Source organism: Mycobacterium sp. 20KCMC460 (genome assembly GCF_022179425.1).
GTDB classification, from domain to species: domain Bacteria; phylum Actinomycetota; class Actinomycetes; order Mycobacteriales; family Mycobacteriaceae; genus Mycobacterium; species Mycobacterium kiyosense.
Window position 1 is genome coordinate 5,793,606 of the sequence record NZ_AP025524.1, and the last position, 25,663, is coordinate 5,819,268.

23 protein-coding genes are annotated in these 25,663 nt (G+C 67.0%); 8 read left to right on the top strand and 15 right to left on the bottom strand.

Translation table 11 applies throughout. From position 1 onward, the window contains the following. Positions 1-13: 13 nt before the first annotated feature. From MKCMC460_RS26670 to MKCMC460_RS26715, 10 genes are all read right to left on the bottom strand, one after another. Positions 14-817 (bottom strand): SDR family NAD(P)-dependent oxidoreductase, encoded by an 804-nt coding sequence (locus MKCMC460_RS26670; RefSeq protein ID WP_236978095.1) that lies wholly within the window; start codon positions 815-817, stop codon positions 14-16. Next, entirely contained in the window at positions 814-3,201 is a 2,388-nt protein-coding gene (locus MKCMC460_RS26675; protein WP_236978096.1) for a CoA transferase, read from the bottom strand. Before MKCMC460_RS26675 ends, MKCMC460_RS26670 begins: the two co-directional genes overlap by 4 nt. Then, complete coding sequence (locus MKCMC460_RS26680; RefSeq protein WP_236978098.1) at positions 3,201-4,187, bottom strand: enoyl-CoA hydratase/isomerase family protein; 987 nt, start codon at positions 4,185-4,187, stop codon at positions 3,201-3,203. The genes MKCMC460_RS26675 and MKCMC460_RS26680 overlap by 1 nt, the downstream gene beginning before the upstream one ends. Before the next feature lie 2 nt (positions 4,188-4,189). Further along, on the bottom strand, positions 4,190-5,308 hold the full coding sequence (locus MKCMC460_RS26685) for a Xaa-Pro peptidase family protein (RefSeq protein ID WP_236978099.1): 1,119 nt from the start codon (positions 5,306-5,308) through the stop codon (positions 4,190-4,192). After that, positions 5,298-6,521: a Xaa-Pro peptidase family protein gene (locus tag MKCMC460_RS26690; protein ID WP_236978100.1), complete on the bottom strand. Its 1,224-nt coding sequence runs from the start codon at positions 6,519-6,521 to the stop codon at positions 5,298-5,300. Before MKCMC460_RS26690 ends, MKCMC460_RS26685 begins: the two co-directional genes overlap by 11 nt. Beyond that, on the bottom strand, positions 6,518-7,675 hold the full coding sequence (locus tag MKCMC460_RS26695; protein WP_236978101.1) for an amidohydrolase family protein: 1,158 nt from the start codon (positions 7,673-7,675) through the stop codon (positions 6,518-6,520). Before MKCMC460_RS26695 ends, MKCMC460_RS26690 begins: the two co-directional genes overlap by 4 nt. A 38-nt stretch (positions 7,676-7,713) precedes the next feature. Then, positions 7,714-8,952 (bottom strand): cytochrome P450, encoded by a 1,239-nt coding sequence (locus tag MKCMC460_RS26700; protein ID WP_236978102.1) that lies wholly within the window; start codon positions 8,950-8,952, stop codon positions 7,714-7,716. 2 nt (positions 8,953-8,954) lie between these two features. Beyond that, complete coding sequence (locus MKCMC460_RS26705; protein ID WP_236978103.1) at positions 8,955-9,149, bottom strand: ferredoxin; 195 nt, start codon at positions 9,147-9,149, stop codon at positions 8,955-8,957. Then, complete coding sequence (locus MKCMC460_RS26710; RefSeq protein ID WP_236978105.1) at positions 9,146-9,817, bottom strand: TetR/AcrR family transcriptional regulator; 672 nt, start codon at positions 9,815-9,817, stop codon at positions 9,146-9,148. Before MKCMC460_RS26710 ends, MKCMC460_RS26705 begins: the two co-directional genes overlap by 4 nt. Before the next feature lie 81 nt (positions 9,818-9,898). Then, on the bottom strand, positions 9,899-11,407 hold the full coding sequence (locus MKCMC460_RS26715; RefSeq protein WP_236978107.1) for an FAD-dependent oxidoreductase: 1,509 nt from the start codon (positions 11,405-11,407) through the stop codon (positions 9,899-9,901). 305 nt (positions 11,408-11,712) lie between these two features. Between MKCMC460_RS26715 and MKCMC460_RS26720 the strand changes: the two genes are divergently transcribed. The 5 genes from MKCMC460_RS26720 (at position 11,713) to MKCMC460_RS26740 (ending at position 17,917) form a co-directional block, all read left to right on the top strand. Then, positions 11,713-12,777 carry a glycosyltransferase family 1 protein gene (locus MKCMC460_RS26720; protein ID WP_236978109.1) on the top strand — a complete coding sequence of 355 codons (1,065 nt, stop codon included), beginning with the start codon at positions 11,713-11,715 and terminating at the stop codon, positions 12,775-12,777. Next, the gene (locus MKCMC460_RS26725) at positions 12,774-14,021 is read left to right on the top strand and encodes a glycosyltransferase family 4 protein (protein ID WP_236978111.1); all 1,248 of its coding nucleotides are present in this window, start codon (positions 12,774-12,776) and stop codon (positions 14,019-14,021) included. Before MKCMC460_RS26720 ends, MKCMC460_RS26725 begins: the two co-directional genes overlap by 4 nt. After that, the gene (locus MKCMC460_RS26730) at positions 13,975-14,871 is read left to right on the top strand and encodes a glycosyltransferase (RefSeq protein ID WP_236984431.1); all 897 of its coding nucleotides are present in this window, start codon (positions 13,975-13,977) and stop codon (positions 14,869-14,871) included. Before MKCMC460_RS26725 ends, MKCMC460_RS26730 begins: the two co-directional genes overlap by 47 nt. Further along, on the top strand, positions 14,868-15,713 hold the full coding sequence (locus MKCMC460_RS26735; protein ID WP_236978113.1) for a glycosyltransferase family 2 protein: 846 nt from the start codon (positions 14,868-14,870) through the stop codon (positions 15,711-15,713). Before MKCMC460_RS26730 ends, MKCMC460_RS26735 begins: the two co-directional genes overlap by 4 nt. 200 nt (positions 15,714-15,913) lie before the next feature. Further along, positions 15,914-17,917, top strand: a complete 2,004-nt coding sequence (locus MKCMC460_RS26740; protein ID WP_236984433.1) for a catalase — start codon at positions 15,914-15,916, stop codon at positions 17,915-17,917. Between the two features lie 6 nt (positions 17,918-17,923). Here the strand turns inward: MKCMC460_RS26740 and MKCMC460_RS26745 are convergent, their stop codons facing one another. Beyond that, entirely contained in the window at positions 17,924-18,316 is a 393-nt protein-coding gene (locus MKCMC460_RS26745; protein WP_236978115.1) for a hypothetical protein, read from the bottom strand. A gap of 26 nt (positions 18,317-18,342) precedes the next feature. After that, on the bottom strand, positions 18,343-19,152 hold the full coding sequence (locus MKCMC460_RS26750) for an SDR family NAD(P)-dependent oxidoreductase (RefSeq protein WP_236978117.1): 810 nt from the start codon (positions 19,150-19,152) through the stop codon (positions 18,343-18,345). A gap of 167 nt (positions 19,153-19,319) precedes the next feature. Here MKCMC460_RS26750 and MKCMC460_RS26755 point away from each other — a divergent pair, with 167 nt between their 5' ends. After that, the gene (locus MKCMC460_RS26755) at positions 19,320-20,087 is read left to right on the top strand and encodes an SDR family oxidoreductase (protein WP_236978119.1); all 768 of its coding nucleotides are present in this window, start codon (positions 19,320-19,322) and stop codon (positions 20,085-20,087) included. A gap of 13 nt (positions 20,088-20,100) precedes the next feature. Here the strand turns inward: MKCMC460_RS26755 and MKCMC460_RS26760 are convergent, their stop codons facing one another. From MKCMC460_RS26760 to MKCMC460_RS26770, 3 genes are read right to left on the bottom strand one after another with little or no spacing between them, the layout of a single operon-like run. Beyond that, a complete protein-coding gene (locus tag MKCMC460_RS26760; protein WP_236978121.1) occupies positions 20,101-20,877 on the bottom strand; it encodes a glucose 1-dehydrogenase in 777 nt (258 codons plus the stop codon). Continuing rightward, complete coding sequence (locus tag MKCMC460_RS26765; protein ID WP_236978123.1) at positions 20,877-21,677, bottom strand: SDR family oxidoreductase; 801 nt, start codon at positions 21,675-21,677, stop codon at positions 20,877-20,879. The genes MKCMC460_RS26760 and MKCMC460_RS26765 overlap by 1 nt, the downstream gene beginning before the upstream one ends. Continuing rightward, entirely contained in the window at positions 21,674-22,642 is a 969-nt protein-coding gene (locus MKCMC460_RS26770; protein ID WP_236978125.1) for an alpha/beta hydrolase, read from the bottom strand. The genes MKCMC460_RS26765 and MKCMC460_RS26770 overlap by 4 nt, the downstream gene beginning before the upstream one ends. Before the next feature lie 129 nt (positions 22,643-22,771). Here MKCMC460_RS26770 and MKCMC460_RS26775 point away from each other — a divergent pair, with 129 nt between their 5' ends. Both MKCMC460_RS26775 and MKCMC460_RS26780 read left to right on the top strand, forming a co-directional pair. Continuing rightward, complete coding sequence (locus MKCMC460_RS26775; RefSeq protein WP_236978126.1) at positions 22,772-24,184, top strand: wax ester/triacylglycerol synthase family O-acyltransferase; 1,413 nt, start codon at positions 22,772-22,774, stop codon at positions 24,182-24,184. 111 nt (positions 24,185-24,295) lie between these two features. Continuing rightward, the gene (locus tag MKCMC460_RS26780) at positions 24,296-25,660 is read left to right on the top strand and encodes an HNH endonuclease signature motif containing protein (RefSeq protein WP_238305064.1); all 1,365 of its coding nucleotides are present in this window, start codon (positions 24,296-24,298) and stop codon (positions 25,658-25,660) included. Positions 25,661-25,663: the final 3 nt, after the last annotated feature.

Consider the following 25,663-nt stretch of genomic DNA (forward strand, 5'->3'; position numbering starts at 1 on the left):
GGGTCGCTCCGCTCTAACCGGGTCCCAACCGGTACACGCCGGTCTCACGATCGCGGAACCAGCCACCTGCAGCGTGCGTACCGCCGTCGACGTGAATGGTCTGCCCGGTGATGTAGGTCGACATGTCCGAGGCGAGAAAGACTGCGGTGCTGGCGATTTCGTCGACATTTCCGGCGCGGCCCCAGGGCACGACGGCACCCGCCGCGGCGGCAGCGGTCTCCCCGCCGAGTTGCGCCAGACCTTCGGTCATGGTGATGTCGGGAGCGATCGCATTGACCCGGATGCCGTGCGGAGCCAACTCCAATGCCGCGGTCTTGGTGTAGTTAACCACACCGGCTTTCGCGGCGGCATAGGCCGCATAGCCCGGCGCGGCCCGCACCCCCTCGATGGAGGTCACCGCCATGATGCTGCCGGGCAGTCCGGCCGCAACCAACTGCCGCGCCACCCGTTGGGTACACAGCAGCACGTGTCGCAGATTGGCGCGATACAGTGCGTCCCAACCGTTTTCGCTGGTCTCCAGCAGGGGTGAGGAGAATGTCCCGCCGGCGTTGTTGACCAGGATCGTCGGTGTGCCCAGTTCGCAGCTGGTGCGCTGCAGCGCCGCGTCGACCTGGCTGCTGTCTCGCACGTCGGTGGGGATTCCCAGTGCGCCGATGGACTGGGCGGCGTCTTGGCAGCTTTGCGGGTTACGTTCCCAGATAGCCACTTTCGCACCGAATGCCGCCAGACCTGCGGCCACGCCGCGACCGATGCCCGCTCCCCCGCCGGTGACCACCGCGACACGGTCGGTGAGCAGAATGTCGGAGGGGGCGATCATCCGGGTGCCTGACCGATGACGCCGTCGGCTTCCAGCTCGGCGATCTCTCGGTCGTCGAGGCCCAGCTCGGTCAGCAACTCCCGGTTGTGTTGGCCCAGCAGTGGTGCGGGCTGTGCGTGGAATCGCTCGGGTCCGTCGGATAGCCGCATCGGCACGGTGCTGAGTCTAGCCGGGCCGTTGACCGGGTGGTCGACGAGCTCGAAGAAATTGCGTGCCGCCAGCTGAGCCAGTTCGGTCTGCCGATGTGGCTGCATCACTTTGGCCACCGGTACGCCGTTGTCCCACAACGCGGCAACTACCTGGTCGCCGGTCCGCTGCGCGCACCACGCGGCGAGCTGCTCGTCGATCCGGTCGTGCTGCGCCCGGCGTCCCGCGGTGGTGCCCAGCACCGGATCCGCTGCCCACGAGGGTGATCCGAGCGCGGCGACCAGTGCACACCACTGCTCGTCGGTGGCAACCGCGATCGCGACCCAGCTGTCGAGGCGACCGAACTCGTCGATCTCGTTGGTGCGGTACAGGTTCTGCGGTGCCGCGGTGGGCCCGCGGTTTCCGGCGCGTTCCAGCAGGCTGCCGTAGGCGGAGTATTCGATGACCTGCTCGGCTGCGACATTGAGCGCCGCGTCCACCATCGCCGCTTCCACCAGCACGCCCTGCCCGGTGTTGCGGCGGTGTTCCAGTGCCAGCAGTACCGCGTTGACGGAGTGGATGCCGGCGTTGGGGTCGCCGACCGAGTACGGCTCGAACGGCGTGCGGTCCGGGTAGCCGGTCAGCCAGCTCACCCCCGACGCCGACTCGATGACGTAGGCGAAGGCCGGGTTGTCCCGCCACGGTCCGTCGAGCCCGAAGCCGGGCATCCGCATCAACACCGCGTCCGGCCGAAGTGCTTGGACCGCAGCAAAATCCAAGCCGATCTGATCCAGCACCCGGGGTGTGAAGTTCTCCGCGACCACGTCGCAGGTGGCGACCAGCCGGCGCAGCACGTCCCGGCCGCGCGGACTCTGCAGGTCGAGGGTCAGTCCCTTTTTGTTGGTGTTCAGCGCCGCGAAGATCGGCGACTTCTCCCACCAGAGTTCTTCGGTGGCCGGTATGCCGGCGATCAACCTGGTGCCGTCGGGCCGGCGGGTGGATTCGACGTGAATCACCTCAGCCCCGAGCATCGCCAGGAAGTGCGTGCAGGACGGCCCTGCCCAGAAAGTGGTCATGTCCAGCACCCGAAGCCCGCTCAGCGGCAATCCGTTCTCGGGCTCGGTCGGCGCCTTCCGGGACGGCTTCAGACCCCGGTATTGCACCGTGTGCTCACCGAGTCGGGGCGCCGCACCGGGTGGTCGAAGTTGCGCCGGCGACATTCGATAGGGATGCCCGGGCTGGGTGAATCCGTCGCGTGGATTGCGCAGGAAGCTTCCACGCGCCACGAAATGGTCCAGCGTCGCAGCGTTGCCGCCGTTGGCAACCGGGGCGTTGGGAATCCGGAAGGCGGTCGCGAGTTCTCGGATGTCGTCGACGCGGTGACTGCGCACCCACGCGTAGATCTCGTCGGCGTGCACGTTGGCCTGCTCGGTGATCGACAACGGCGAGTTCTCGTCGATCCACTCCGGGTGCCCGACCATCGCACACAGATCGAACCATTGCTGTGCGGTGCCGCAGCCGAGGTCCACCAATCCGTCCTGTGCGGCAGCGACCCCCGGCACGGTCGGACGCCGGGCGTCGCGCCACGGCCGGCCGAGCATCTCGTAATAGCTCACCGGATAGTAAGTGAGGCCCAGGATCTGGGTCTCCAGCATGGACAGGTCGATCAGCCGGCCACGACGTTGGTGGTGCGCCGCCAAGGTGGCCGCGCTGGCGTAGGCACCGGCCAGGTACTCACCGATTTGTCCACCGACGAACACCGGGGCCCGGTCGGCCACCCCGCGACCCAACCCGACGATGCCGCCGGACCAGGCCTGTAGGGTGAATTCGGTCGCCGCGCGCTGCGACCACGGACCCTGTCGGCCGAACGGCGTAATCGCCGTGACGACGAGGTGTGCGTACCGGCCCGAAATATGCTCCGGGGTGAACGATTGATGCTCGGCCACTTTCGAGCCACCCGACCAGACCACCGCGTCGGCGCCGGCCAGCAGCGCCTCGACCAGTTCGAGATCGGCACCGTCCGCCGGATCGGCCACGACACTGTGTTTCGAACCGGCCAGAAAGCTGAACAGAGCACCGTCGGTGCCCGGTTCGTTCCGAGCGCCGGACGCCGACCACAACCGAAGCGGATCACCTTCCGGCGATTCAACTTTCACGACGTCCGCACCGCCGTCGGCGAGCAGCTTGGTGCAGTAGGCACCGGCGATCCCAGTGGAGAGGTCGATCACCGTGAAACCGGTCAACGGCGAATCGGCCACTACCGCTTCTTCTTTCCGGCAGCGGCTTTGCGCGCCTTCTTGCTCAGCCGCCACTCCGGCGGAAATCTGTCGTCGTTGGCCTTGACCGCATCGCCCAGACCCTGTGCGATAGCGGCGTCCAGAGCGAAATCGCCCCCGTCGGAACGCATTCCACCGCCCATTGATTCGAACACGCCGCTGAGCACACTGCCCAGATACTCACCCTGAAACTGCTTCATCACCTCGAAGAAGGTCTTCTGCAGGAAGACGGTGTCGGTGGGCCGGTTATGGGCGCAGGCCATCGCGTACTTGGCCACCTCGGCCTCGAGTCGATCGCGGGGTACCACACTGTTGAGGAAATTGCAGTCATACATCTCGGCCGCGGTGAAAGCCCTTCCGGTGAATACCATTTCCTGAAACTTTCGGATGCCCATGGTCTGCGCCCACCACCACATGCGCGGACCCCACCCGTAGTACCGGAAGGAGGGGTGCCCGAACAGCGCGTCGTCGCTGGCGATCACCAGGTCGGCGTCGGCGGCCTGGTAGAAGTGCCATCCGTAGCAGTAGCCCTTGGCTTCCACGATGCTGATCTTCTTGAAGTCCTGCAGGCCGCGAATGCCCGAGTTCGGGTTAGCGTACCACTGCCCGATGGTGGCTCCGTGCCGGAAGCTGCCCTTCGGCGGGTACGAGACATCGTCCGCGCCGAGACCGAATTCGGCGAGCAGTTGGTCCGGGTTGGCAGCGTTCTTGGCGTGCATGAATTCTTCGAGGTCGGCACCGGAGCCCAGATCCTCCCCCGCGCCACGGATCACCACCACCTTGACGTCGTCGTCGATGCTGGCGCGGTGCAGCAGGTCGGCGTAGCGCCGCCGCGCGGCGGTGGTGGGCGCGTTCAGCTGCTCGGGCCGGTCGAAGGTGATGGTGGCGATGCGGGTGGCGACGTCCTTTTCATACCGGATGATCTTGCCCGCCTTGCGATCCGCTTTCTGACCGGCGTGCGTGGCCATGCTCAGCCGCGCCAGAACGGGCTGTTCGTCAGGACTTCCGGCCCGTCGGGTGTGACCAGCACGGCTTCGCGCCCGAACACCGCCCCGACTCCGGGTTCCCAGACATAACCGGTGACGGCCAACACCATGCCGGGGTCCAACCGCTCGGTTGCCGCCGTGTCCGGCAGCGCTGCCGAGACCACGGGCGGGTCGAAACCCATACCGAGGCCGCGGGCCACCGGCATCACCGGCAACGGTTCCCCGGCGGCCTGGTAGGCGCCCAGCAGGCCCGCGGCCGGCGCGCCGGGCTGGCAAGCTGCAATCAGCTTGTCCCACAGCCGTTCCCAGCGGCCGAAGACGGCTGCCGCACCAGGCACGGAACCGACCGGCCAGGTTCGGCCGACCTCGCCCACGTAACCGCCGGCCACCACTCCCGACGACAGCGCCACCAGGTCACCGGTCTGGATACGACCGTCGCCTGCAGCGCGCCGCCAGGGATGCTCCCGCGAAGTCACCCACGCGACATCCTGGTTCGACGGCGTGCTCACGCCGCCGGCGGCCAGCGCCTCGAGCAGCACACCGGCGAGGGTCTTCTCGTCCACCCCGGGGCGCAATTCGGAAACTGCTGCGGCCAAGGCTATCTCGGCGACGCCGATCGACTCGCGCAGCGCGCGGATCTCGTCGCCGGTCTTGACCCGCCGCGCGGCCCGCATCGCCGGCTCGCCGTCCACCAGCTCGGCGCCGGGGAACGCGGTCGGTAGCAGTTGCGCGAAACCCGGTGACAGCGCATCGGTTCCGACCCGGCGGGCGGTGGCGGCGCCCTCGATGCGCTGCAGGGCCGCGATGGTGTTCACCGGGTTCCATGAGATGCCGTACAGGTTCTCGTGCGGGATGTCCTCGGGCACACCCTCATCCCAGGTGCTGAGCAGATGGATGGCGCCGGTGGCCCGCACCAGCACGCAGCTCGGGCCGAACGGCCGGGTGCCGGCCACCCAGAGTTGCGGCGCACCGGTGATGTAGCGGATGTTGGCCTGCCGGCCCAACACCAGCACATCCAGGTCGTGCTCGGCCATCTGGGCCAGCGCGCGTTCCCGACGACCGCACCGCAGTGCCGTGTCGTCGGCGAGAACCTCAGTCGACATAGGGGTCGTATGGGTAGTCGGTCAATTTCATCGAGCCTTCCTCGGTGATCACCAGGACTTCCTCGCTGCGGTAGCCGCCGGTGCCGTCTTCCCAGACCACCGGCTCGAGCACCAGCACCATGCCCGGTTGCAGCACGAAGTTCTCGTCGAACTCGTCGCCGAGATCGGTTCCGATCATCGGCATCTCGGCGGCGTTGACGCCGATGCCGTGACCGAGGTAGAAGTGCGGAAGCCATGGCCGCACACCGCCATTGGCCGCCGTGGCGGCCCGGCCCAGGTCGGCCGCGGTGGCCCCGGCGCGCGCGACGCCCAGTACGGCGTCCATGATCTGTCGCCACTTGTCGAATTGCGCCTGCTGGCGCGGCGAGGGGTCCTGTCCGACGATCCAGGTCCGCCCGAAGTCCGAGCAGTAGCCCTGGTAGGTGATGCTGACATCGGTCCACAGCACGTCGCCGCGGCACAGCTCGCGCTCGGTGCTCAGCAACGGCAGGGCCAGGTCGCCGTGGGTGGTCCACACGCCCTCTGCCCTGCTGTTCGGCATCACCTGCCAGATCGGTTCCAGCATGCTGGCCATTGCGCCGAGTTCGAACGCGCGGCGCAGAAAGCGTCCGGACAGGTCGACCTGGCGGATTCCGGGCGCCAGCGCCTGCTGCACCTCGACCATGGCCTGGTCGGTGATCCGGACGGCGGTGCGGATGCAGGCCAGTTCGTCCGGCGTCTTGACCGCCTTGGCGGCGCTGATCACCGCCGCGGCGTCTACCGGTGTTCCGTTGGGAAACAACAGGTTGCGCGCCCGAGACATGGCGCCGGTGAATTCGTCGACCGCGACGGTCGACCCAGCCGGGATGAGCTCGGCCAGCTTACCGGCGAAATCGGCTACCCCCTCGTCGAATTCGAGATAGACCGGCCCGTGCCGATGGTCGGCCGGAAGGTCCGACTCCTGCGCGGCGCCTTCCCGGAACGGCAGGAACAGGTGCGGCGACTCGTCGTCGGCGAGCACCACGGCGACCGGACGTTCGACGTAGGACAGTCCGGCGTCACCGAGCGGCCAACTTGTTCCGGTCGCGTAGACGACGGCGTTGTTGCCCAGCAGCACCAGAGCATCGACTCCGCGGTCGGCCATCGCCGCCCGCAGTCGCGCGCCGGTCTCGCGGCGCAGCCGGGGCAGGTCGGGAGCCTCCGGGATGACCATTCCGTCGGTGATTGTGCTCATAGGCCGAGGAATTCACTGATGTTGCCGCTGACGATCCGGGCCGCCCGCTCGGGTCCGACGGCCTCGACGACGGCCGCCAGCGACTTCTCCGAATAGCCGTAGGTGCTTTCGTTGTGCGGGTAATCGCTGGACCACATCACCTTGTCGACGCCGATCCGGTCGATCAACTCCAGGCCCAGCGGATCGACCATGAACGAGGCGCTCATGTGGGTGTCCCAGTAGTAACGCACGTCGTGCTGCAATGGCCGGTTGAACATGTGCTGGTACGAGGCCACCAGATGTTCGGCGTCCTGCAGAGCCCAAGGCACCCAGGCGATCCCGCCCTCGAACCAGCCGATCCGCAGCCCCGGGTGGTCGTCGAGGATTCCGGAGAAGAGGTACTTGGCGAACTGCTCGCGGAAGCCGTCGATGTTGATCATCATGCCGACGACGACGCTGTTGAACTGACACGGGGTTTTCGGCGGGGTCTCACCGATGTGGTGCGTGATCGGCAGCCCGGCGGCCTCGATCTCGTCCCACACCGGCCGCATCGAGGTGCTGCCGTAGTCGATGATGTTTCCGTCGTCGTCCTTGCCCGGGTTCAGCGGGAGCAGGAAAGTCTTGAGCCCCAATGACTTCAGCTCGGCCAGCGTTTTGCGGGTACCTTCCGGGTCCCACCAGTTGATCAGCCCCGCACCGTAGAAGTGGCCGTGGGAGCGCTCCTGCAACTCGGCGATGTACTCGTTGTAGATGCGGAAGGTGAGCTCGCGAAGTTTCTTGTCCGGGTAGTGGAACAGCGCCAGCACCGCGTTGGGGAAGGCGAGCTCTTTGTCGACACCGTCCTCGCGCAGCTCCTGGATGCGGGCCTCGATGTTGGTGCTGGCAGCTCCGGGCAGATCGTCGTATTGCATCAGCACCGCACTGAAGTCACCCGGCAGGAACGACTGGCCCTTGCGACCGACCTGGTAGGCGCCGTCCTCGTACCAGATTCGCGGCGCCTTGTCCTTGAGGTCTTCGGGGAAGCGCTCGTAGAAGATGTCGGAGGCCAGCGAGATGTGATTGTCCGCCGAGAAGACTTCGGTCCCGGCGGGCAATCCGACGTTGCTGCCCAGCGCGTGGCCTTTGCGATCCTTCGGCGCGCCAAAGCCTTTCGGCGGATACAAAGTGCTTGTCATCGTTGACCTCTCGAACGGTGTGGGCTGAAACTCGGGACTTACCAGGTGACCGGCAGTTCGTAGACGCCGTAGGCGAGCCGGTCGTCCTTGAACGGGATGTCATCCAGCGGCACCGCCAATTCAAGCGTCGGTACCCGCTGGAACAGGGTGCGGAAGACGATCTGCATTTCGGCCCGGGCGAGCTGCTGGCCGACGCACTGGTGCCGGCCATATCCGAAGGCGACATTGCGATCGGCGTTGGACCGGTGCAGGTAGAGCCGGTCCGGGTCGGTGAACGCATGTGCGTCCCAGTTCGCCGGAGCCAGGTCGATGATGATGCCCTCCCCGGCGCGGATCACCTCGCCGGCGATCGGGATGTCCTCGACGGCGACGCGCCGCTGGCCGTTCTGAATGATGCTGAGGTAGCGCAGCAACTCCTCGACCGCGTTGGCCACGATTTTGGGGTCTTCGGCGTCGCGGATCGCGGGCAGCTGGTCGGGATTGCGCAGCAGCGCCAGCACCCCGAGACCGAGCATGTTCGCGGTGGTCTCGTGCCCGGCGATCAACAGCCCGGTGCCCAGCTGCGCGGCTTCTTTCACGCTCAGTTCGCCTGCCTTGACCCGCTCGGCCAGGTCGGAGACCGCGTCTTCGGCGGGGTTGTCCATCTTCGCTTCGACCAGTTGGCACAGATACTTGTGCAGGCTCATCGCACCCTTGACGGTGTCCTCACCGGTCGCGTAGCGCGCCAGCCCGACATTGGCGTGGTGCTGGAACATCTCGGCGTCTTCGTAGGGCACCCCGAGCAGCTGGCTGATCACCAGCGAGGGCACCGGCAACGCGATGGCGGTGACGATGTCGGCTGGCTGCGGCCCGGCCAGCATCGCGTCGATGTGATCGTCGGTGATCTGCTGGATGACCGGACGTAGCGCTTCTACCCGCCGAAAGGTGAACGGCTTGGACAACATTCGGCGGAAGCGGGTGTGCTCCTCGCCATCGGAGGTGAACACCGAACGGGGTCGTTTGTGCACCGTCGACAACATGCCGGCGTTCCAGTGCGGGAAGCCCGGCACCCGGTCGTCCACGCTGACCCGTGAATCCGAGAACAGCTCGCGGCACTGCTCGTAGCCGGTGATCAGCCAGGGCGTGCTGCCGTCCCAGATCCGTACTCGGGACAGTGGTCTGGCTGCGGCCAGCGCCATGACGTCCGGCGGCGGCGCGAACGGGCAACCCGCGGCCCGCGCCATCGGGTACTCGGGGATATTGGTGTCGGTCGTGTGGTCGGTGAGCGTGTCGGACAAAGTCACTCCTCGATCTGGATTGCCAGCGCCGGGCAGAATGCGGCGGCTTTACGGGTCGCCTCGGCCTGGTCGGCGGGCGGGTTCGGGTTGAGCAGGACGACGACGCCGTCCTCGTCACGCTGGTCGAACACCTCTGGGGCGTTCATCACGCAATTGCCCGAGGAAGCGCAGATGTCTTGATTGACAGTGACTTTCATCTCTTCGGCTCTTCAGTTACCGGAGTCACGGGTGCCAGCCACAAGCCCACGATCGCGTCGATGAGGCCGGTGGCGGCGGCCCGCCAGGACGGTCGTGGCAACGAAGTGCCCTCAGCGAGGGCACGTTCGAGGTCCGCGCAGGTGTGCATCAACAGGTTGCGCGCCATGATGTTTCGCTCGAACCGGACCGCGACCGGCAGGTCGGGCAGGCAGCTGTTGATCCCGTCGATCACCTGAACCAGCGACGACGAACTCAGCGCGTCTTTGACGACGATGTTGTGGTAGGCCGGGTCGGTCATGGCTTGCGCGGCGAATCGGGCGTACCACGTCGGGTTGCCCAGTTCCTCGAGGTGCTCGGTGAGCGGACAGACCAGGCAGGCAACCCAGTCCCGCATCCCGGCGGGGTCGGGCAGGGCGGCCACCATCTGCTCGCGCAGTTGCTCAACCGGTCCGCGATGCTTCTGCTCGATGGCACGCACCAGATCCGCCTTGGTGCCGAAGTGGTAACCCACGGCGGCGTTGTTGCCCTGCCCGGCGGCCTCGCTGACCTGCCGGTTGGACACCGCGAATACGCCGTGTTCGGCGAACAGTCGCTCGGCGGCGACCAGGATCGCCTCTTGGGTGGAGCTGGCCCGGTCGCTGCGCACGGGTCGACCGACTGTGGTCATACCGCACAGTCAACCGCGCCCGCAGGCGTTAAGTCAAGCGATTGATTTAAAGTTTGGCGCAGTTTGGGGTCCGGCCGCGCGCTACGCGGTCAGGTCGGTGGTCGCCGGGCCTTCCAGCAACGTCCCGTCGGGCGCGAAACGCGACCCGTGCAGCGGACATTCCCAGGCCTGGTCGGCGTCGTTCCAGTTGACGATGCCACCCAAGTGCGGGCAGACGGGCGAGACGCGGTGCTCGGTGCCATCGACCCGTGACCGGGCTTCTAGATGCCACGGAGGTCCGCTGACCACGCCTTGGCCGTCTTCGGTCGGACTGCGGTGCGCGAGGTGCACCGATGGTGTGATCCAGCCTTTGGCCAGGTTGAAGCCCACCTCGAGGTTGGACTGCATGGCGGTTGCCAGGCCGGTCAGCTCATGGCGGCTCCAGCTGGCGAATGCGCCCGCCCAGTCCATCCGTCCGCCCAGCATCCGGCTCGACAGCGCCAACGCGGCAGCGGGCCCGTTGGTCATCCCCCACTTGTTGAAACCGGTTGCCACGAAGATGCTTTCGAAATTGGGCAAGATCGGGCCGACATAGGGCAGCTCGTCGATCGGTTCGTAGTCCTGCGCCGACCAGAAATGCGTCTGCTGCGCTCCGGGATAGTGCAGGCGTGTCCACGACGACAGCTCGTCGAGCGCCTTGGACGGGCTCTTCTCCCGGCCGACGGTGTGTCCCGCCCCGCCTACGATCAACACCTCGCCGTCGCCGACCGGGGCGTAGCGGACCGAGCGCGTCGGCGAATCGGTGGAGATCATCATCGGCCGGGTGATGGTGCCGGGCACCTTGAACGCCATGCAGTAAGACCGCTGCGGCTTGACGCGGGCGAAGTAGCCGCCGCGGTCCAGGATCGGGATGCCGGTGGCCAGCACCAGTTGCGCCGCCCGCACTTCGACGTCTTGCCGCGACTCGTCGTTGACCTGCACGCGCACCCCGTCGCCGCGGCTGGACACCTTGCGTACCCGGCAGTTCTCGACCAGTCGCCCACCGTGCTCGAGCAACTCGACGGCCAGCGCGTCCAGCAGCGACATCGGATCGAACTGCGCCTGCTGGGGCAGCCGCACTCCGCCGTGGTAGGGAAACGGCACCGGGGCGTCGTCGTCCCAGGAGACGGGCAGGCCCACGGTCTGCGCGGCCTTGAATTCCGCGCGCGCCGACGCGATGCCCTGCTCGGACTGGGCGTAGGTGTAGGCGTCCTCGTGCTGGACTGCCACGCTGTGCTGCTCGCAGTACTTGAGCAGCCATTCCATACCTTCCCGGTTGCCCTCGACGTAGGCCCGAGCGGTGTCCCGGCCGTGCTTGGGCAGGATCTTCGACAGGTGCGTGGCCTGCAGCAGGCTGATCTTGGCGGTGGTGTTGCCGGTGGCGCAGGCGCCCACCGTGCGTCCCTCGACCACCAGCACATCTTTGCCTGCGCGCGCCAGCAACACCGCAGTCACCAGCCCGGTGATGCCGGCGCCCACCACGATGACGTCGGCCGATTCCGGGCCGTCGGCGAGTATGTTTGCCGCCCAGGGCTTTTGGTTTCGCTGGGCAAGCCAGAGGGAAGTCCGCACGCAGGTCATTGGAAGCTGATACCCGCGGACAGCGCCGTCAAACGCACCTTGGCGCTGGCCAGGAAAATGCACCGCAATGCCACGGCCGGCCGATCGGCCGTGGCGGCCCGGGGCAACCGTGCCTCCGCCGAAGCGCCCGCCGCCTGCTGTCCGGCCGCGGTGGCTGGCGTTTGGCGCGAACGATGACGGGTACTACACGTGGGCTCTGTTCTTCAGCCCAGCAGGAACAACTCCGCGACCGGCCACCGTTCACCGCGGCCTGGCCTCACTGTGCCCATTCGCATCATCAACTCGGGAAGGAACTCGTGGTACGCGTCGCCTCGGTACCTGCCTCCCACGTCTATGTACGGCACCTGGCCGATCTAGACGTGGATTGTGTTGTCCGCCTTGATGATCCGATTCCTCCGGACGGGCGCACAGTGCCTGGCGGCTGGTGGCCGCCGCTGATGCTGGAGCCGGGCTGGGTTGACGACAACCATCAGAGCTTCGACGTCTTCCACGTCCATTTCGGCTTCGATGCCCTGGGCCCCGAGGTGCTGGCCGAGGTCGTCCAGGAGCTCAAGATGCACGACAAGCCGCTGGTGTACACGGTGCACGACCTGCGCAATCCGCATCACCTGGATCCGGCGGCCCACAGCGAGCAGCAGCAAGTGCTGGTGGCCGCGGCCGACGAACTGATCACCCTCACCCCTGGTGCAGCACAGCAGATTTGGCTTCGCTGGCAGCGACACGCACAGGTGTTGCCGCATCCCCACGTGCTCGACCGCGACCTGATCGAGCGACGCCGGTCCCGCGACAGCACTTTCGTGGTGGGCCTGCACGCCAAGAGCTTGCGCGCCAACATGGATCCGTTGCCCGTGGTGGACGCGCTGGCCGGGATCGTCGCCGAGTTACCGCGCGCGACGCTGCGGGTCGACGTCCACGACGAGATCTTCGATCCGGACAACCACTGGTTTGCCCCCGACGTAGGCGCCGCCCTGCTGCGGTACCGCCGTCACCGGCAGGTGCGGGTCGAGGTGCATCCATACTTCACCGACGACGAACTCTGGGCGTACCTCGCGTCGCTGACGGTATCGGTGCTGCCCTACCGTTTCGGCACCCACTCGGGCTGGCTGGAGGCCTGCTTCGATCTGGGCACCGCCGTCATTGCGCCCACCTGCGGCTTCTACCACGAGCAACGGCCATGCGGCGTCTTCGACTTGCACGACGCCGGCTTCGACGAAGCGTCGCTACGGCACGCGGTGCAGGAGGCCTACGCGCGCTGGGCGGCCGGCGAACCGGCCCCACGCGCACGGTGGGCAGCCCGGATGGCCGAACGCCGAGAGCTGGCCGACGCCCACCGAGACATCTATCGAAGCGTGCTGGCATGACGACTGCCGTGCCGGGATTGCGCGTCGCCCTGATCGCCTCGAACCGCTACCCCATCCGCCAACCCTTCGCCGGCGGCCTCGAGGCGCATGTCTGCCAGCTGGCGCGCGGGCTGGCCGAGGCCGGGTGCCAGGTGACCTTGTTCGCCGCGGCGGGTTCGGACCCCGCGCTGGGATGCGCCACCCTCGAAGTGCGGCCGTTGGGGCTGTCCGAGGCCGCCCGCCACGACGTGTCCATGCCCCCGGCCGCGTTCATGGCCGACCACCACGCCTACCTGTCGCTGATGCTTGGGCTCGCGGGTTCGGCCGGCGCCGATTTCGACATCATCCACAATCACAGCCTGCATTACCTGCCGGTCGCGATGGCGCCGACGCTGCGGACTCCGATGCTCACCACCGTCCACACGCCGCCCACGCCCTGGCTGGAATCGGCGATCGACGCCGCAGTCAGCACCGGCACCCGATTCGCCGCCGTATCCGGTCATACGGCCGCCGCGTGGAAGGACGTGGCCGGGCAGATCACGGTGGTACCCAACGGCGTCGACAGCCGGCAATGGCCGTTGGGGCCGGGTGGGAAGTCGCTGGTGTGGTTCGGCAGGATCACCGCGGAAAAGGCACCCCATCTGGCGATCGACGCGGCGCGACGTGCGGGCCTGCCACTGGTGTTGGCCGGTCCGGTCTGCGACGACGGATACTTTGCCCGGCACGTGCGGCCGCGGCTGCTGGGCGACATCGGGTATGCAGGTCACGTCGACCATGACCGGCTGGCCGACTTGGTCGGCAACTCCGCCGCGGCGCTGGTGACTCCGGCCTGGGATGAACCCTACGGTCTGGTCGTCGCCGAGGCGATGATGTGTGGCACGCCGGTGGTGGCGTTCGACCGTGGCGGTGTCCCGGAGGTAGTGGACGACCGCTCGGGCCGGATCGTGGCCGCCGGCGACGTCGACGCAATGGCCGCGGCCGCACGCGAGGTAATCCTGTTGCCCCGAGAGCAGGTGCGTGCTCACGCCATTGCGCACTGCTCGGCGACGGCGATGGTGGCTACCTACTTGGACATGTACCGGCAGATGATCGACGACACGACGGGTATGCCAGATGATCGGTTACTACATTCACCACGAGGGTTTCGGGCATCTGGCGCGGGCGGTCAGTGTCTGCGCGGCGATGCGTCGCCCGGTGACGGCCTTGACGTCCCTGGATATCCTGGAGCCGCATCCGTTTTCGGCGATCGTGAAGCTACCGCGTGATGACCAAGACCCGGCATCCGAACCAACGGCGCACGGTGCCCTGCACTGGGCCCCGCACCACGACCCAGGATTCCGCGCCCGGATGAGCGCGATCGCCGACTGGGTGGCGCGGGCGCAGCCCGAGGCCGTCGTCGTCGACGTCTCGGTCGAGGTAGCGACATTTGTTCGGCTGCTTGGTATTCCGGTCATTGTGATGGCACTGCCGGGCAACCGGGTGGACGGGCCGCACCAATTGGTACATCGCCTCGCCGATCACATCGTGGCCGCGTGGCCACGCCAGCTGTGTACACCGCCATGGCTCCAGCAGTACTCGAACAAGACGAGCTACGTCGGGGGCATAAGCCGTTTCGAGGGGCGAAGCCGCGGCCCCGGGGCCAGGCCGGCGTCGCCGCATACATTGCGTGTCCTCGTACTGGGCGGCGCCGGCAACGAATTCGGCGCTGCCCCGGAGCAGTCACCCGAGCCTGCCGCCACTTGGACCAGACTCGGCGGCGACAGCGGCACGTGGCAGGCCGACCCGTGGCCGGCCATCTGTGCCGCAGATGTGGTCGTCACCCACGCCGGCCAAGGATGCATCGCCGACGTCGCGGCTGCGCAACGACCGGCCGTAGTCATCCCGCAATCCCGGCCCTTTGACGAACAGCTTTCCACAGCAACGGTTCTGCGGCGCCATCAGCTGGCCGCGGTGGCGCGCCGGTGGCCCGAATCGCGGGCCTGGCCGGCACTTCTCGACCACGCGTGCGCGGCCGACACGCAACGCTGGACGCGCTGGCGGGTGGACGGCGCCGCCGGCCGCGCGGCCGCCACCATCGAAGCCACCGCGCAGCGGTGCCGGCGAGGTGCAGCGTGAAAACTGCTGTCATCACCACCGTGCACGGCCGGGCCGGGCATCTTCGTCGTCAACTCGAAGGCTTGCAACACAGCGTGCGGCGACCGGACCTTCACGTGATCGTCGCGCTCGGCGATCCCGGCGTTGCCGATGCCGTGTCCGGCGCGGGGGCGGCCGTGGTCGACTGCCCGGCGCAGCACCCGTTGCCCATCGCGCGCGGGCGCAATCTGGGCGCCGACACCGCGATCCGCGAAAACGCTGAGCTGCTGGTCTTTTTGGATGTCGATTGCATTCCCGCAGCCGCCCTAATCGACCGCTACCACGCCGTCGCCAGCGGGCCCGACCACGCCGACGCCCTGCTGTGCGGACCGGTGACATACCTGCCCCCGACCGGGCCGGGCGGGTATTCACTGTCGGAGATCCGGGCGCATCCCGAGCCTCACCCGGCCCGGCCATCGCCAGCGGACGACGAGGTGTTCGACACCACGGACTATGCCCTGTTCTGGTCGCTGTCGTTCGCCGTGCGGACCAGCACCTGGCAGCGAATCGGCGGATTCTGCGAGCTTTACTGCGGTTACGGTGGTGAAGACACCGACTTCGCGCAGTGCGCCGCAGCGCGCGGCGTGCCGATGCGCTGGGTCGGCGGGGCGCACGCATTCCACCAACACCATCGGGTCACCAACCCGCCCGTGGACCATCTCGACGACATCGTGCGCAACGCCGCCGTGTTCCACCGGCGCTGGGGATGGTGGCCGATGGAAGGGTGGCTGTCGTCGTTCGAATCCGACGGCCTCATCCGCCGGCGAGCCGACGGCCGACCGGTGAGCGCGGTCACCGCAGAACGTTCCCCGCCCCTCGAATAGCGCAATTACGTTGCCCAACAACATCTTTGGTCCAAACAAAAAATCCCGTCGAATATATCAGGAGTTGACATGCCCCCCGCCCGCAAGCCCTCGCAATCCACCCCCGCCGCACCAGCCCGACCGGGGCCACCACCAACGGCGACAGTCCCGAGCACGACCCGCGCGCTCAGCAGGGTTCATACCTCACCACGGCCCAGGGGGTGCGACTGCCCGACACCGACCGCTCCCTCAAGGCCGGCAGCCGTGGTCCGAGTCTGCTGGAAGACTTCCATCTGCGGGAGAAGATCACCCACTTCGACCATGAGCGCATTCCCGAGCGGGTCGTGCACGCCCGGGGCGCGGCGGCGCACGGCGTGTTCGAGGCCTACGGCAACGCGTCGGACTACACCCGGGCTGAGTTCCTGGCCCGCAAAGGCAAGAAGACGGACGTGTTCTGCCGGTTCTCCACCGTGCTGGGTTCCCGCGGATCGGCCGACACGGTACGTGACACCCGCGGCTTCGCGGTCAAGTTCTACACCGACGAGGGCAATTTCGACCTGGTGGGCAACAACATTCCGGTGTTCTTCATCCAGGACGGCATCAAGTTTCCCGACATCATCCACGCCGGCAAACCCCACCCGGACCGTGAGATCCCCCAGGCCCAGTCAGCCCACGACACGTTCTGGGACTTCGTGTCGCTGCACACCGAGGCGACTCACCACGTGTTCTGGAATATGAGCGACCGTGGCATCCCGCGCTCCTACCGGACCATGGAGGGGTTCGGCGTGCACACCTTCCGGCTGGTGAATCGCCGCGGCAAGACCAGTCTGGTCAAGTTCCACTGGAAGCCGGTGGCGGGTGTGCACTCCCTGGTCTGGGAAGAGGCGCAGATTGCCGCCGGGTGCGATCCCGACTTCCATCGACGCGACATGGCCGACGCCATCGACGCGGGCGCGTTCTTCGAATACGAGCTCGGAATCCAGGTCATGCCTGACGACGGCACCGACACCTACGACGGCATCGACTTGCTCGATCCGACGAAACTCGTTCCCGAAGAACTGGTTCCGGTCACGTTGATCGGCAAGCTCACGCTCAACCGCAACCCCACCAACTACTTCGCCGAGACCGAGCAGGTCGCGTTCCACACCGGCAACTTCGTGCCAGGCATCGAGCCCACCAACGACCCGCTGATGCAGGCCCGGCTATTCTCCTACCTGGACACCCAGCTGACCCGGCTCGGCGGACCAAATTTCACTCAGCTACCGATCAACCGCCCGCACTGCCCGGTCAACGACATGCTGCGCGACGGAATGCACCAGACCGCCATTCATCAGGGCCTGGCCCCCTACCGTCCCAACAGCATCGACGACGGCGAGCCGGAGGTGGCCGACGCCGGCGACGGCGGCTACGTGCCGACTCCGCGCAAAATCGAGGGAACCGCGGTGCGCGCGAATCCGGTGTCGTTCGAAGACCATTTCAGCCAGGCGGCGATGTTCTATCGCAGCCTGAGCCGCGTCGAGCAACTGCACGTGATCGAGGCGTTCACCTTCGAGCTGGGCAAATGCTACGAGCAGGCGATCAAGGAACGTCAGCTGGAGGTGCTTGCCAACGTGGACACCGACCTGTGTGAGCAGGTCGCCGCCGGCCTGGGGTTGCCAGCGCCGAAAGGCAAGCCGCCGAAAGAGGTTTCGAAGTCTCCGGCATTATCCCAGGTGTATGCCGAGCCCGGTCCGGTGGCGGGCCGCAAGGTGGGCATCATCGCCGACGCGGGCTCGGATCTCGCGGGCGTGGGGAATCTGATCAAGGCGGTGACCGCCGCGGGCGCGGTTCCGCTGCTCACCGCGCCGGTGGGCGGAAAACTGAAGTCGGGCCGGCGGATCGAGGTCGTGGAGCGCACCCTGTTGACCGCACGCTCGATCGAGTTCGACGCAGTGGTGGTGGCTGCGGGCACCACCCCCAGCGGAGACATCAAGCTGGTGACGTTGCTGCAGGAGGCTTTTCGGCACTGCAAGCCGGTGGCTGCATGGGGAGACGGTGTTGCCGTCCTGGAATCGGCCGGCATCTCGCCTGACGATCCGGGGGTGCTGATTGCCGACGACATCGACAAGAAAGCCAGCGCAGCACTGCTGGCCGCGCTGGGCATGCACCGGGTATGGGACCGCGCAGCGGCCGTCATGGCTTCGGCGGTGCCTCCGTCGAAGAAGTCGCCGGCGAAGAAGAAGTAATCGGGATCAATTCTGAGCCCGGGCCTGGGTGCACCACAGCGCCCAGACCACCAGCAGCGGCTGAAACAACAACCGGATGGCCCGGGACAGGTCGGAGTCGAGCCCGAACGCGTTTGTGTGCGTCACGAATTGGGAGATATTGCCGGGAAACACCAAGACGAAGAACACCGCCACCGCCCAGCCCACGAAGGTGCGCCGCCGGGTCAGCAGTAGCAGCGCCGCTCCGAGAAGGATTTCCACCACACCCGAGGCGACGACCACAAAGTCGGTGTCCAACGGCAGCCACCGGGGCACCTGCGCGTGAAAAGTGGTTCGGGCAAAGGTCAGATGCCCGATGCCCGCGAAGATCAGCACGCCCGCCAGAGAGATTCGGGCGATGTTTCGCGACAGGGCGGCCATGGGGATATTGTCGCGGCGCGATGGGCTCAATTCTCGCGTTTGCGCGAGCGATTCACCTTGCCCGCCACCGTCCCCCCGTCCACCGGCAACACCGTCCCGGTGACGTACCGCGACCGGTCGGTGGCGAAATACAGGGCCGCCTCCGCGACGTCGTCGGGCGTGCCTTCCCGCTTCAGCGGGCGGTCGTCGCGCATCGTCTGGCGAATCGTCGCCTCGAAACGCGCCAGCTCCGCGGGATCCGTCGCGTTGGCCGAGGTGGACAAGATCGCGGTCGCGATGTTGCCCGGGGCGATGGCGTTGACCCGAATCTCGTAGCGGGCCAAGTCAATCGCTGCCGACTTGGTGAATTGGATGACCGCGGCCTTGGATGCGCGGTAGGTCATCACGCCGCCGCCTGCCTGAATTCCGCCGATGGAGGTCACGTTGATGATGGAGCCACCGCCGTGATCGGCCATGTGCCGGGCGGCATCCCGGGTGCCGGCCATCACGCCGAGCACGTTGACCCCCATCACCCGGTGGAAGTCTTCGAAGTCCTCGTCGAGCAGGCGACGCAGCGGCCCGGATATTCCGGCGTTGTTCACCATGACATGCAGTCCGCCGAATCTTTCGACGGCCGCCGCGACCACGGCTGCCACCTGTTGCTGATCGGAGACGTCGGTCTGCTGGAACACCGCGGCCGGGCCGAGGGACTCCGCGAGCTCCTCGCCTCGGTCTCGCGCCACATCGGCGATGACGACCCGCGCACCCTCGGCGACGAAGCGCTCCACCATGCCCCGGCCGAGACCCGCAGCGCCTCCGGTGACGGCGGCAACTTTGTCCGTCAATTCGTTGACCACCCGTCGAGTAAATCGGCGCAGCCCTCGTTAAGTCAAGCAGTTGATTTAACGAGGGTGTATCGGGAGAACAGCCAAACCGTGGACTGGTGTCTGCGAGCAGCGTTTGCCAAGCTCGTAAACAGTCGCATCGACGACTGGGTAAGTCGCAAACTGCGGAAGGCAACACGATGAAGATCTTGGTCGTCGGCGGCACGGGACTGATCGGGTCGCAGGTCGTCGCCAACCTCGCCGAGCTCGGTCACGAAGCCGTTTCGGCGTCACCGAGTTCCGGTGTCGACACGGTGACCGGCGAAGGCGTCGAGCAAGCGGTGACCGGCGCGGACGTCGTCGTCGACGTGTCCAACTCGCCGTCATTCGCCGACGACGACGTGCTGAGATTCTTCACCACCTCGACCCGGAACCTGCTACAGGCAGAACAGGCCGCCGGAGTGCACAACCACGTCGCGCTCTCGATCGTGGGAACCGATCGCGTCCCGGAGAGCGGATACCTGCGCGCCAAGGCCGCCCAGGAGAAAATCATCATCGAGTCCGGAGCCCCATATTCGATCGTGCGGGCCACCCAGTTCTTCGAGTTCGTCACCGGAATCGCCGACTCGGCGACCGAAGGCGGGGTCGTGCGTCTGTCTCACAAGGCGGCGATCCAACCCATCGCGGCCGCCGACGTTGCCACCGCGGTCACCCGCGCGGCGCTCGACGAGCCACTCAACGCGATCATCAACGTGGCCGGGCCGGAAAAGTACAGCATGGACGACTTCGTGCGCATCGGCCTAGCCGCACATCATGATTCGCGCGAAGTCGTAAACGATCCCGCGGCTCGCTATTTCGGCGGCCTCCTAGACGACCACAGCATCGTGCCACTCGAGGACGAAGACGTGACGATCTTTCCGACGTCCTTCGGCGACTGGGCCGCTGACCACCTGCCCAACGCCACCTAGTCGTCTGCCGGGGCTACTGCCCCATCACGTACTGCACGGTGGGACCTGCCGTCCAGCCGCCGTCGACGGCGATCTCCGCACCGGTCGTGTAGGCAGCGTCATCAGAAAGCAGATAATCCACCGCGCCGGCGATTTCCTCCGGCAGCCCGACTCGGCCCATCGGCGTATTCGGATAGTTGCCCTCGCCGATCTGAATACCGACCTGCTCGGTCATCGGGGTGTACGTCATTCCGGGATGGACGGAGTTGACCCGAATCCGGTCACCGGCCAGTTCCACCGCGGCGACCTTGGTCAGCCCGCGCACACCCCACTTGGAGGCACCGTAGCCGGCGGTCAGCGCCAGGCCGAAAAGCCCTGCGGCAGAGGAGATATTGACGATGGAGCCGCCACCTGCGCTCCGCATGGCCGGTATCGCGGCCTGGATACCGTTGAACACTCCTACCAAGTTGACTTCCAGGACCGCCCGGAAATGGTCGAGGGGTTCGTGCTCGATGAACTGCCCGGTGGACACGCCGGCGTTGTTGACCAGCCCGTCGAGTCGGCCGAATTCGTCGGTGGCGGATCGGACGGCCTGCACCCACTGTCCGGGATCGGTCACGTCCAGATGCACGAAGCGGGCCGACTCCCCCAGCTCACCGGCGAGGCGATTGCCGTCGTCGTCGAGCAGGTCGGCGAGCACCACCTTGCCGCCGCGGCTGACGATGTGGCGCCCGAAAGCGGCACCGAGCCCCCGCGCACCGCCGGTGACGATGATCACCTTGCCCGCCAGCTGTGTTGCCGTAGCGCTCATTACGCGTCTGCCCGCATGTCGATACCGGCCAGCATGGCCGCGCTCATCCGCCGGGGCAGCTCGGTCATGATCGCCGACGCCGCGATGCGGCGCGGCAGGGTGACGTAGCGGCGGTTGCGTTCGATCGCGTCGGCGATCGCCTCGGCCACGACAATCGGTTCCAAGTCTTCGCGCGGCAGCATGTGCATTCGCTGCGATCGCTCGATCGCACGTCGTGCCGGACCGAATTGCCTTATGCCATCCAGCATGTCGGTTTTGACCGCACCGATCTGGACCAGCGTCGTTCCCACCGGCGTGCCCTTGAGTTCCTGGCGGATTCCAGCGGTGAAGTGACTCAGCCCGGCCTTGGACGTCGCATAGACAGTGACCCCGGGGCTCACGCTCACCGCACCCACCGATGAGACGTTCACGATGTGTCCGCGCCCGCGGCCGACCATCCGGGGCATCAGCTGGCGGCACAGCTCCATCGGAGCTAACAGGTTGACCTGTAACAAGTCTCGCACTTCCCGAGCGGAGGTGTCCGGCAGCAGCCGACAACAGTCCAACCCGGCGTTGTTGACCAATATGTCGACCGGGCCGTCGGCTTCGACCCGGCCGGGAAGTGCTTCGACGGCCGCCGGATCGCTCAAGTCGGTCGGATACGCCTTGCCGCCGAGTTCCGTGGCGAGCAGATCCAGCGCCGCTCCGTCGCGGGCGACAACGGCGACCTCGGCACCGCGACGAGCCAGCACTTCGGCGATACTGCGACCCAATCCGCGGCTGGCGCCGGTGATCAATGCGCGGGTGTTGGTCAATCTCATCGACATTCCTCCGGAGGGCGTGGGCCGATCAGGGCTTCGCGTACCACCCGGCAGGCGTCGGCGTTGGCTTGTTCGGCGATGGGAATGTCGTCGGGCAGATTGAAGAAGCCGTGGAACATTCCCGGGTAGCGGCGGACGGTGGTGGGCACACCGGCGGCTTGCAGCAATTGGGCGTACTCCTCGTCCTCGTCGCAGAGTGGATCGATCTCGCCGGTGATGACGTGAGCCGGGGGCAGGCCCGCCAGGTCGGCGAGGATCGGGGACGCGCGAACGTCGCTGCGGTCACCGTTCGGTCCCAGATATTGTTCGGTGAACCAGCGTTGGTGGTCGATGGTCAGCACGCCGAGAGCCGAACGGGCATGCGCCGCAGACGCTTTGCGGCGCTGGTCCACCACCGGGTAGATTAGCAACTGAAACGCGATCGGCGGTCCTCCCTGATCGCGGGCCAACAGGCACACTCCGGTGGCCAGGTTCCCGCCGGCGCTGTCGCCGGCCAGTACCAGCCGGCCCGGGTCGCCGCCGAGTTCGGCCGCGTGCGCCGCTACCCATCGTGTCGCCGCCCAGGCGTCGTCGAGCGCGGCCGGAAATCGATGCTCCGGGGCGAGCCGGTAGTCGACCGAGACAACAACGGCGCCAACGCCATTGGCGAGCCGACGGCAGCACGCATCGTGGGAGTCGAGGTCGCACAGCACGAACCCGCCGCCATGCAGATAGACGATCACCGGAGCCGGCGGCCCGGTGTGCGGCTGGTAGATCCGTACCGGTAGCTGCGCGCCGTCCGGTCCGGAGATGTGGCGATCCACCACCCGCGCCACGGGTACGTGCCGGCGCGGCTTGCGACTGGCCCGCAGACTCTCCCGGACTTGTTGGGCGTCGGCGCTGCCGTCGCGCATCGAGGCGAAGGCCGCGGCCATCCGTTGCGCGACTTCAGGGCCCGGCCCCAACCGCGTCGTCGATTCCGTCACGGTCGTCACGCTACGGCTTCGGAGGGTTGCGACGGCGACGTCCTCCCGTTCATCGGGAAAACACGCCGCCGGGTCAGCTGCGACACGGTTGGATGTGACCCAGCGGAAATGGAAGTGGAGGTGCGCCGGATGCGTCGTCTCACCGGTGTCGACAACCTGTTTCTCAAACAGGAGAAGAGCACGCAACCCCAGCACACCATCAAGGCCGTCGTCCTCGATCCCGCCGCGGCACAGCAACCACTGACCTTCGAGGCGATCCGGGCGGCGTTACCGGCTCTGGTGGAACGGATCGAGCCGCTGCGCTGGCAGTTGCTGCGATCGCGGCTGGGCCGACCCTGGTGGATCGAGCGTCCCAATATCGACCTCGACCACCACGTCAAGCGGGTTTCCGTGCCGGCTCCCGGCGGTGACCGGGAGTTGTCCGCGCAGATCAACGAGATCAACATGGGCGGGCTCGACCACAGCCGGCCGTCCTGGCAACTGTGGTATGTCGACGGGCTCGTCGACGGCCGAATCGCGTTGGTGCTCAAGCTGCATCACACGCTGGCCGATGGTATGGCGTCATTGCGTCTGCTCGAGACGATGCTCAGTGCCGATCCCGACGAACCCTTGCCGGGCGTCACACGCAGCCTGACCGATGAGCGCCGGCCCGGTGCGGCTCGGTGGTATGGAACGCTGTTGCGGCACCAGGCTGCGGCGGCCGCAAGGTTTCCCAATGTGCTGGCCCGATCGGCGCGCACGATCCAGACGGTCCGTGCCCGCCGTAAGGCCGGTCGCCCCGGCTTCGCCGAGGCTTTCGCGGCTCCGTCCGCCCCGTTCAACGCTCCGTTCACCGAGCGGCGCGAATTCGCCTTCGTGACTTGCGATCTCGATCAGATCAAGACGGTGAAGACGGCGTTCGGGGTGACGGTCAACGACGTGTACCTGGCTGTGTGCAGTGGCGCCGTCCGGTCGTACCTGCAGCGGCACGGCGAGTTGGCTGCCGAATCGTTGTCCGCCGTTGTCCCAGTGGCGATTCGGCCGCGCGGCGCCGAAGTGGACTGGGGCAATCAGGTCACTACTTGGTACACCTCGCTGGCCACCGACATAGCCGATCCCGTCCGGCGGTTGCACCAGATCTCGGCCAACACCAAGGCCGCGCGAGCGGTCCACGACGAGCGCGACCTGTGGTTGTTCGGCGACTGGATGGAGTACTGGCCGTTGTTCTGGTTCTACGGGCGCGCCCTGCCGATCCTCGGGGCGGCGACCAAAAAGCGTCCGACGTACAGCCTGATCGCCTCCAACGTTCCCGGACCTCGGGGTCGGCTGTATTTCGGTGGGGCGCCGGTGGAGAAGCTGATCTCGGTGGGGCCCATCGTCTATCCGTACGGCTTGAACTTCACCGGCTGGAGCTACAGAGACGATATGACCATCGGGATGCAGGCATGCAGCGACCACATTCCGGACATCTGGGAGATTGCCGACGGCATTCAGGTCGCGCTGGCCGAATTGTGTTCGCTGGCAGGGGAATCGGTCGCTGTCGGTCAGGCGGGCACGGGGTAGGACGACGCGGAGCTGCGCCGGCGCGGCTTGGATTATCCACAGTTGGGAGTTTGTCCACAGGGTCGCGCTCGGGGGCGGTGTCGTGTCACACCCCGGCGATATCATTCGAACATGCTTGCGAACACGCGTGAGGAGATCGTCGAGGTTCTCGACGCGTGCGATGCGGCCGTCGAGCGGTTGTGCGAGTTGCGGTTTGAGGTGCTGAGCACCCCGGAGCGGATGGCGATCCTGGAGCGCTTGGAGACGGTGGTGCGGCGGCTGCCGGTGCCCCAGCATCAGTTGTTGAATCAGCTCGCCGCGGTGAGCAAGGAGGAGTTGGGTGACACCCTGCGTAACGCGCTGGCCGATCGGCTGCGGATCACGACTTCGGAGGCTGGCCGGCGGATCGGCGACGCCGCCGATCTGGGCGAGCGGGTGTCGCTGACGGGGGAGCCGTTGGCGCCGCGGTTGGAGGCCACCGCCGCCGCCCAACGCCGCGGCCGTATCGGTAGCGGCCACGTGAACGAGATCCGCGACTTCGTCAAACACTTACCGACGGAAGTGGATGCCGGCACCCGCGAACAGGCCGAAGCCGACCTGGCCGGCCAAGCCGCCGCCATGCGCCCCGACCAACTCAAGGACTACGCCCTCACGCTGCTGGCCTACCTGCACCCCGACGGGGAATTCTCCGACGACGAACGCGCCCGCAAGCGCGGCCTGAGTCTGGGCAAACAAGACCCCGACGGCATGTCCAAACTCACCGGCTGGATCACCCCCGCGCTGCGCGCCGCCCTGGAAGCCGCCTGGGCCAAACTGGCCGCCCCCGGCATCGCCAACCCCGAGGACCACCTGCCCCACATCGACGAGGGCGAGCCGGACCCCGAAGCGGTCCGCCGCGACACCCGCGGTACCGCTCAGCGTCAGCATGATGGGCTGCACGCCGGGCTGATGGCGCTACTGGCCTCCGGGGACCTCGGCCGCCACCACGGGCTGCCCGTCACCATCGTGGTCACCACCCCCCTGGCCGAACTGGAAGCCGGCACCGGCACAGCCCGCACCGGCGGCGGCAGTCTAGTGCCGATGTCCGATGTGATCCGCTGGTCGGGCGCCGCGCACCCCTACCTCGCCCTGTTCGACGGCGCCACACCCCTGGCGCTCTACCACACCAAGCGGCTGGCCAACCGCGCCCAACGCCTGATGCTGTATGCCCGCGATCGCGGCTGCACCCGACCCGGCTGCACCGCTGCGGCGTATCACACCGAGGTCCATCACCTCACCGCCTGGCACACCTGCCTGAGCACCCACATCACCAACCTCGCCCTGGCCTGCGGCATCCACAACCGCCTCGCCGACAAAGGCTGGACCACCCGCACCAACCACCGCGGCCTCATCGAATGGCTACCCCCGGCACACCACGACCGGGGCCAACCACGCATCAACACCATCCACCACCCCGAACGACTCTTCGCCCCCGACGAAGACAACGACGATCCCTAGGTA

Excerpts from the sequence above, each read along its gene's own strand:
- MKCMC460_RS26670 (WP_236978095.1), bottom strand. The coding sequence starts at position 817 with ATGATCGCCCCCTCCGACATTCTGCTCACCGACCGTGTCGCGGTGGTC.
- MKCMC460_RS26705 (WP_236978103.1), bottom strand. The coding sequence starts at position 9,149 with ATGAAAGTCACTGTCAATCAAGACATCTGCGCTTCCTCGGGCAATTGC.
- MKCMC460_RS26680 (WP_236978098.1), bottom strand. The coding sequence starts at position 4,187 with ATGGCCACGCACGCCGGTCAGAAAGCGGATCGCAAGGCGGGCAAGATC.
- MKCMC460_RS26685 (WP_236978099.1), bottom strand. The coding sequence starts at position 5,308 with ATGTCGACTGAGGTTCTCGCCGACGACACGGCACTGCGGTGCGGTCGT.
- MKCMC460_RS26710 (WP_236978105.1), bottom strand. The coding sequence starts at position 9,817 with ATGACCACAGTCGGTCGACCCGTGCGCAGCGACCGGGCCAGCTCCACC.
- MKCMC460_RS26725 (WP_236978111.1), top strand. The coding sequence starts at position 12,774 with ATGACGACTGCCGTGCCGGGATTGCGCGTCGCCCTGATCGCCTCGAAC.
- MKCMC460_RS26695 (WP_236978101.1), bottom strand. The coding sequence starts at position 7,675 with ATGACAAGCACTTTGTATCCGCCGAAAGGCTTTGGCGCGCCGAAGGAT.
- MKCMC460_RS26755 (WP_236978119.1), top strand. The coding sequence starts at position 19,320 with ATGAAGATCTTGGTCGTCGGCGGCACGGGACTGATCGGGTCGCAGGTC.
- MKCMC460_RS26760 (WP_236978121.1), bottom strand. The coding sequence starts at position 20,877 with ATGAGCGCTACGGCAACACAGCTGGCGGGCAAGGTGATCATCGTCACC.
- MKCMC460_RS26690 (WP_236978100.1), bottom strand. The coding sequence starts at position 6,521 with ATGAGCACAATCACCGACGGAATGGTCATCCCGGAGGCTCCCGACCTG.
- MKCMC460_RS26745 (WP_236978115.1), bottom strand. The coding sequence starts at position 18,316 with ATGGCCGCCCTGTCGCGAAACATCGCCCGAATCTCTCTGGCGGGCGTG.
- MKCMC460_RS26775 (WP_236978126.1), top strand. The coding sequence starts at position 22,772 with ATGCGTCGTCTCACCGGTGTCGACAACCTGTTTCTCAAACAGGAGAAG.
- MKCMC460_RS26765 (WP_236978123.1), bottom strand. The coding sequence starts at position 21,677 with ATGAGATTGACCAACACCCGCGCATTGATCACCGGCGCCAGCCGCGGA.
- MKCMC460_RS26780 (WP_238305064.1), top strand. The coding sequence starts at position 24,296 with ATGCTTGCGAACACGCGTGAGGAGATCGTCGAGGTTCTCGACGCGTGC.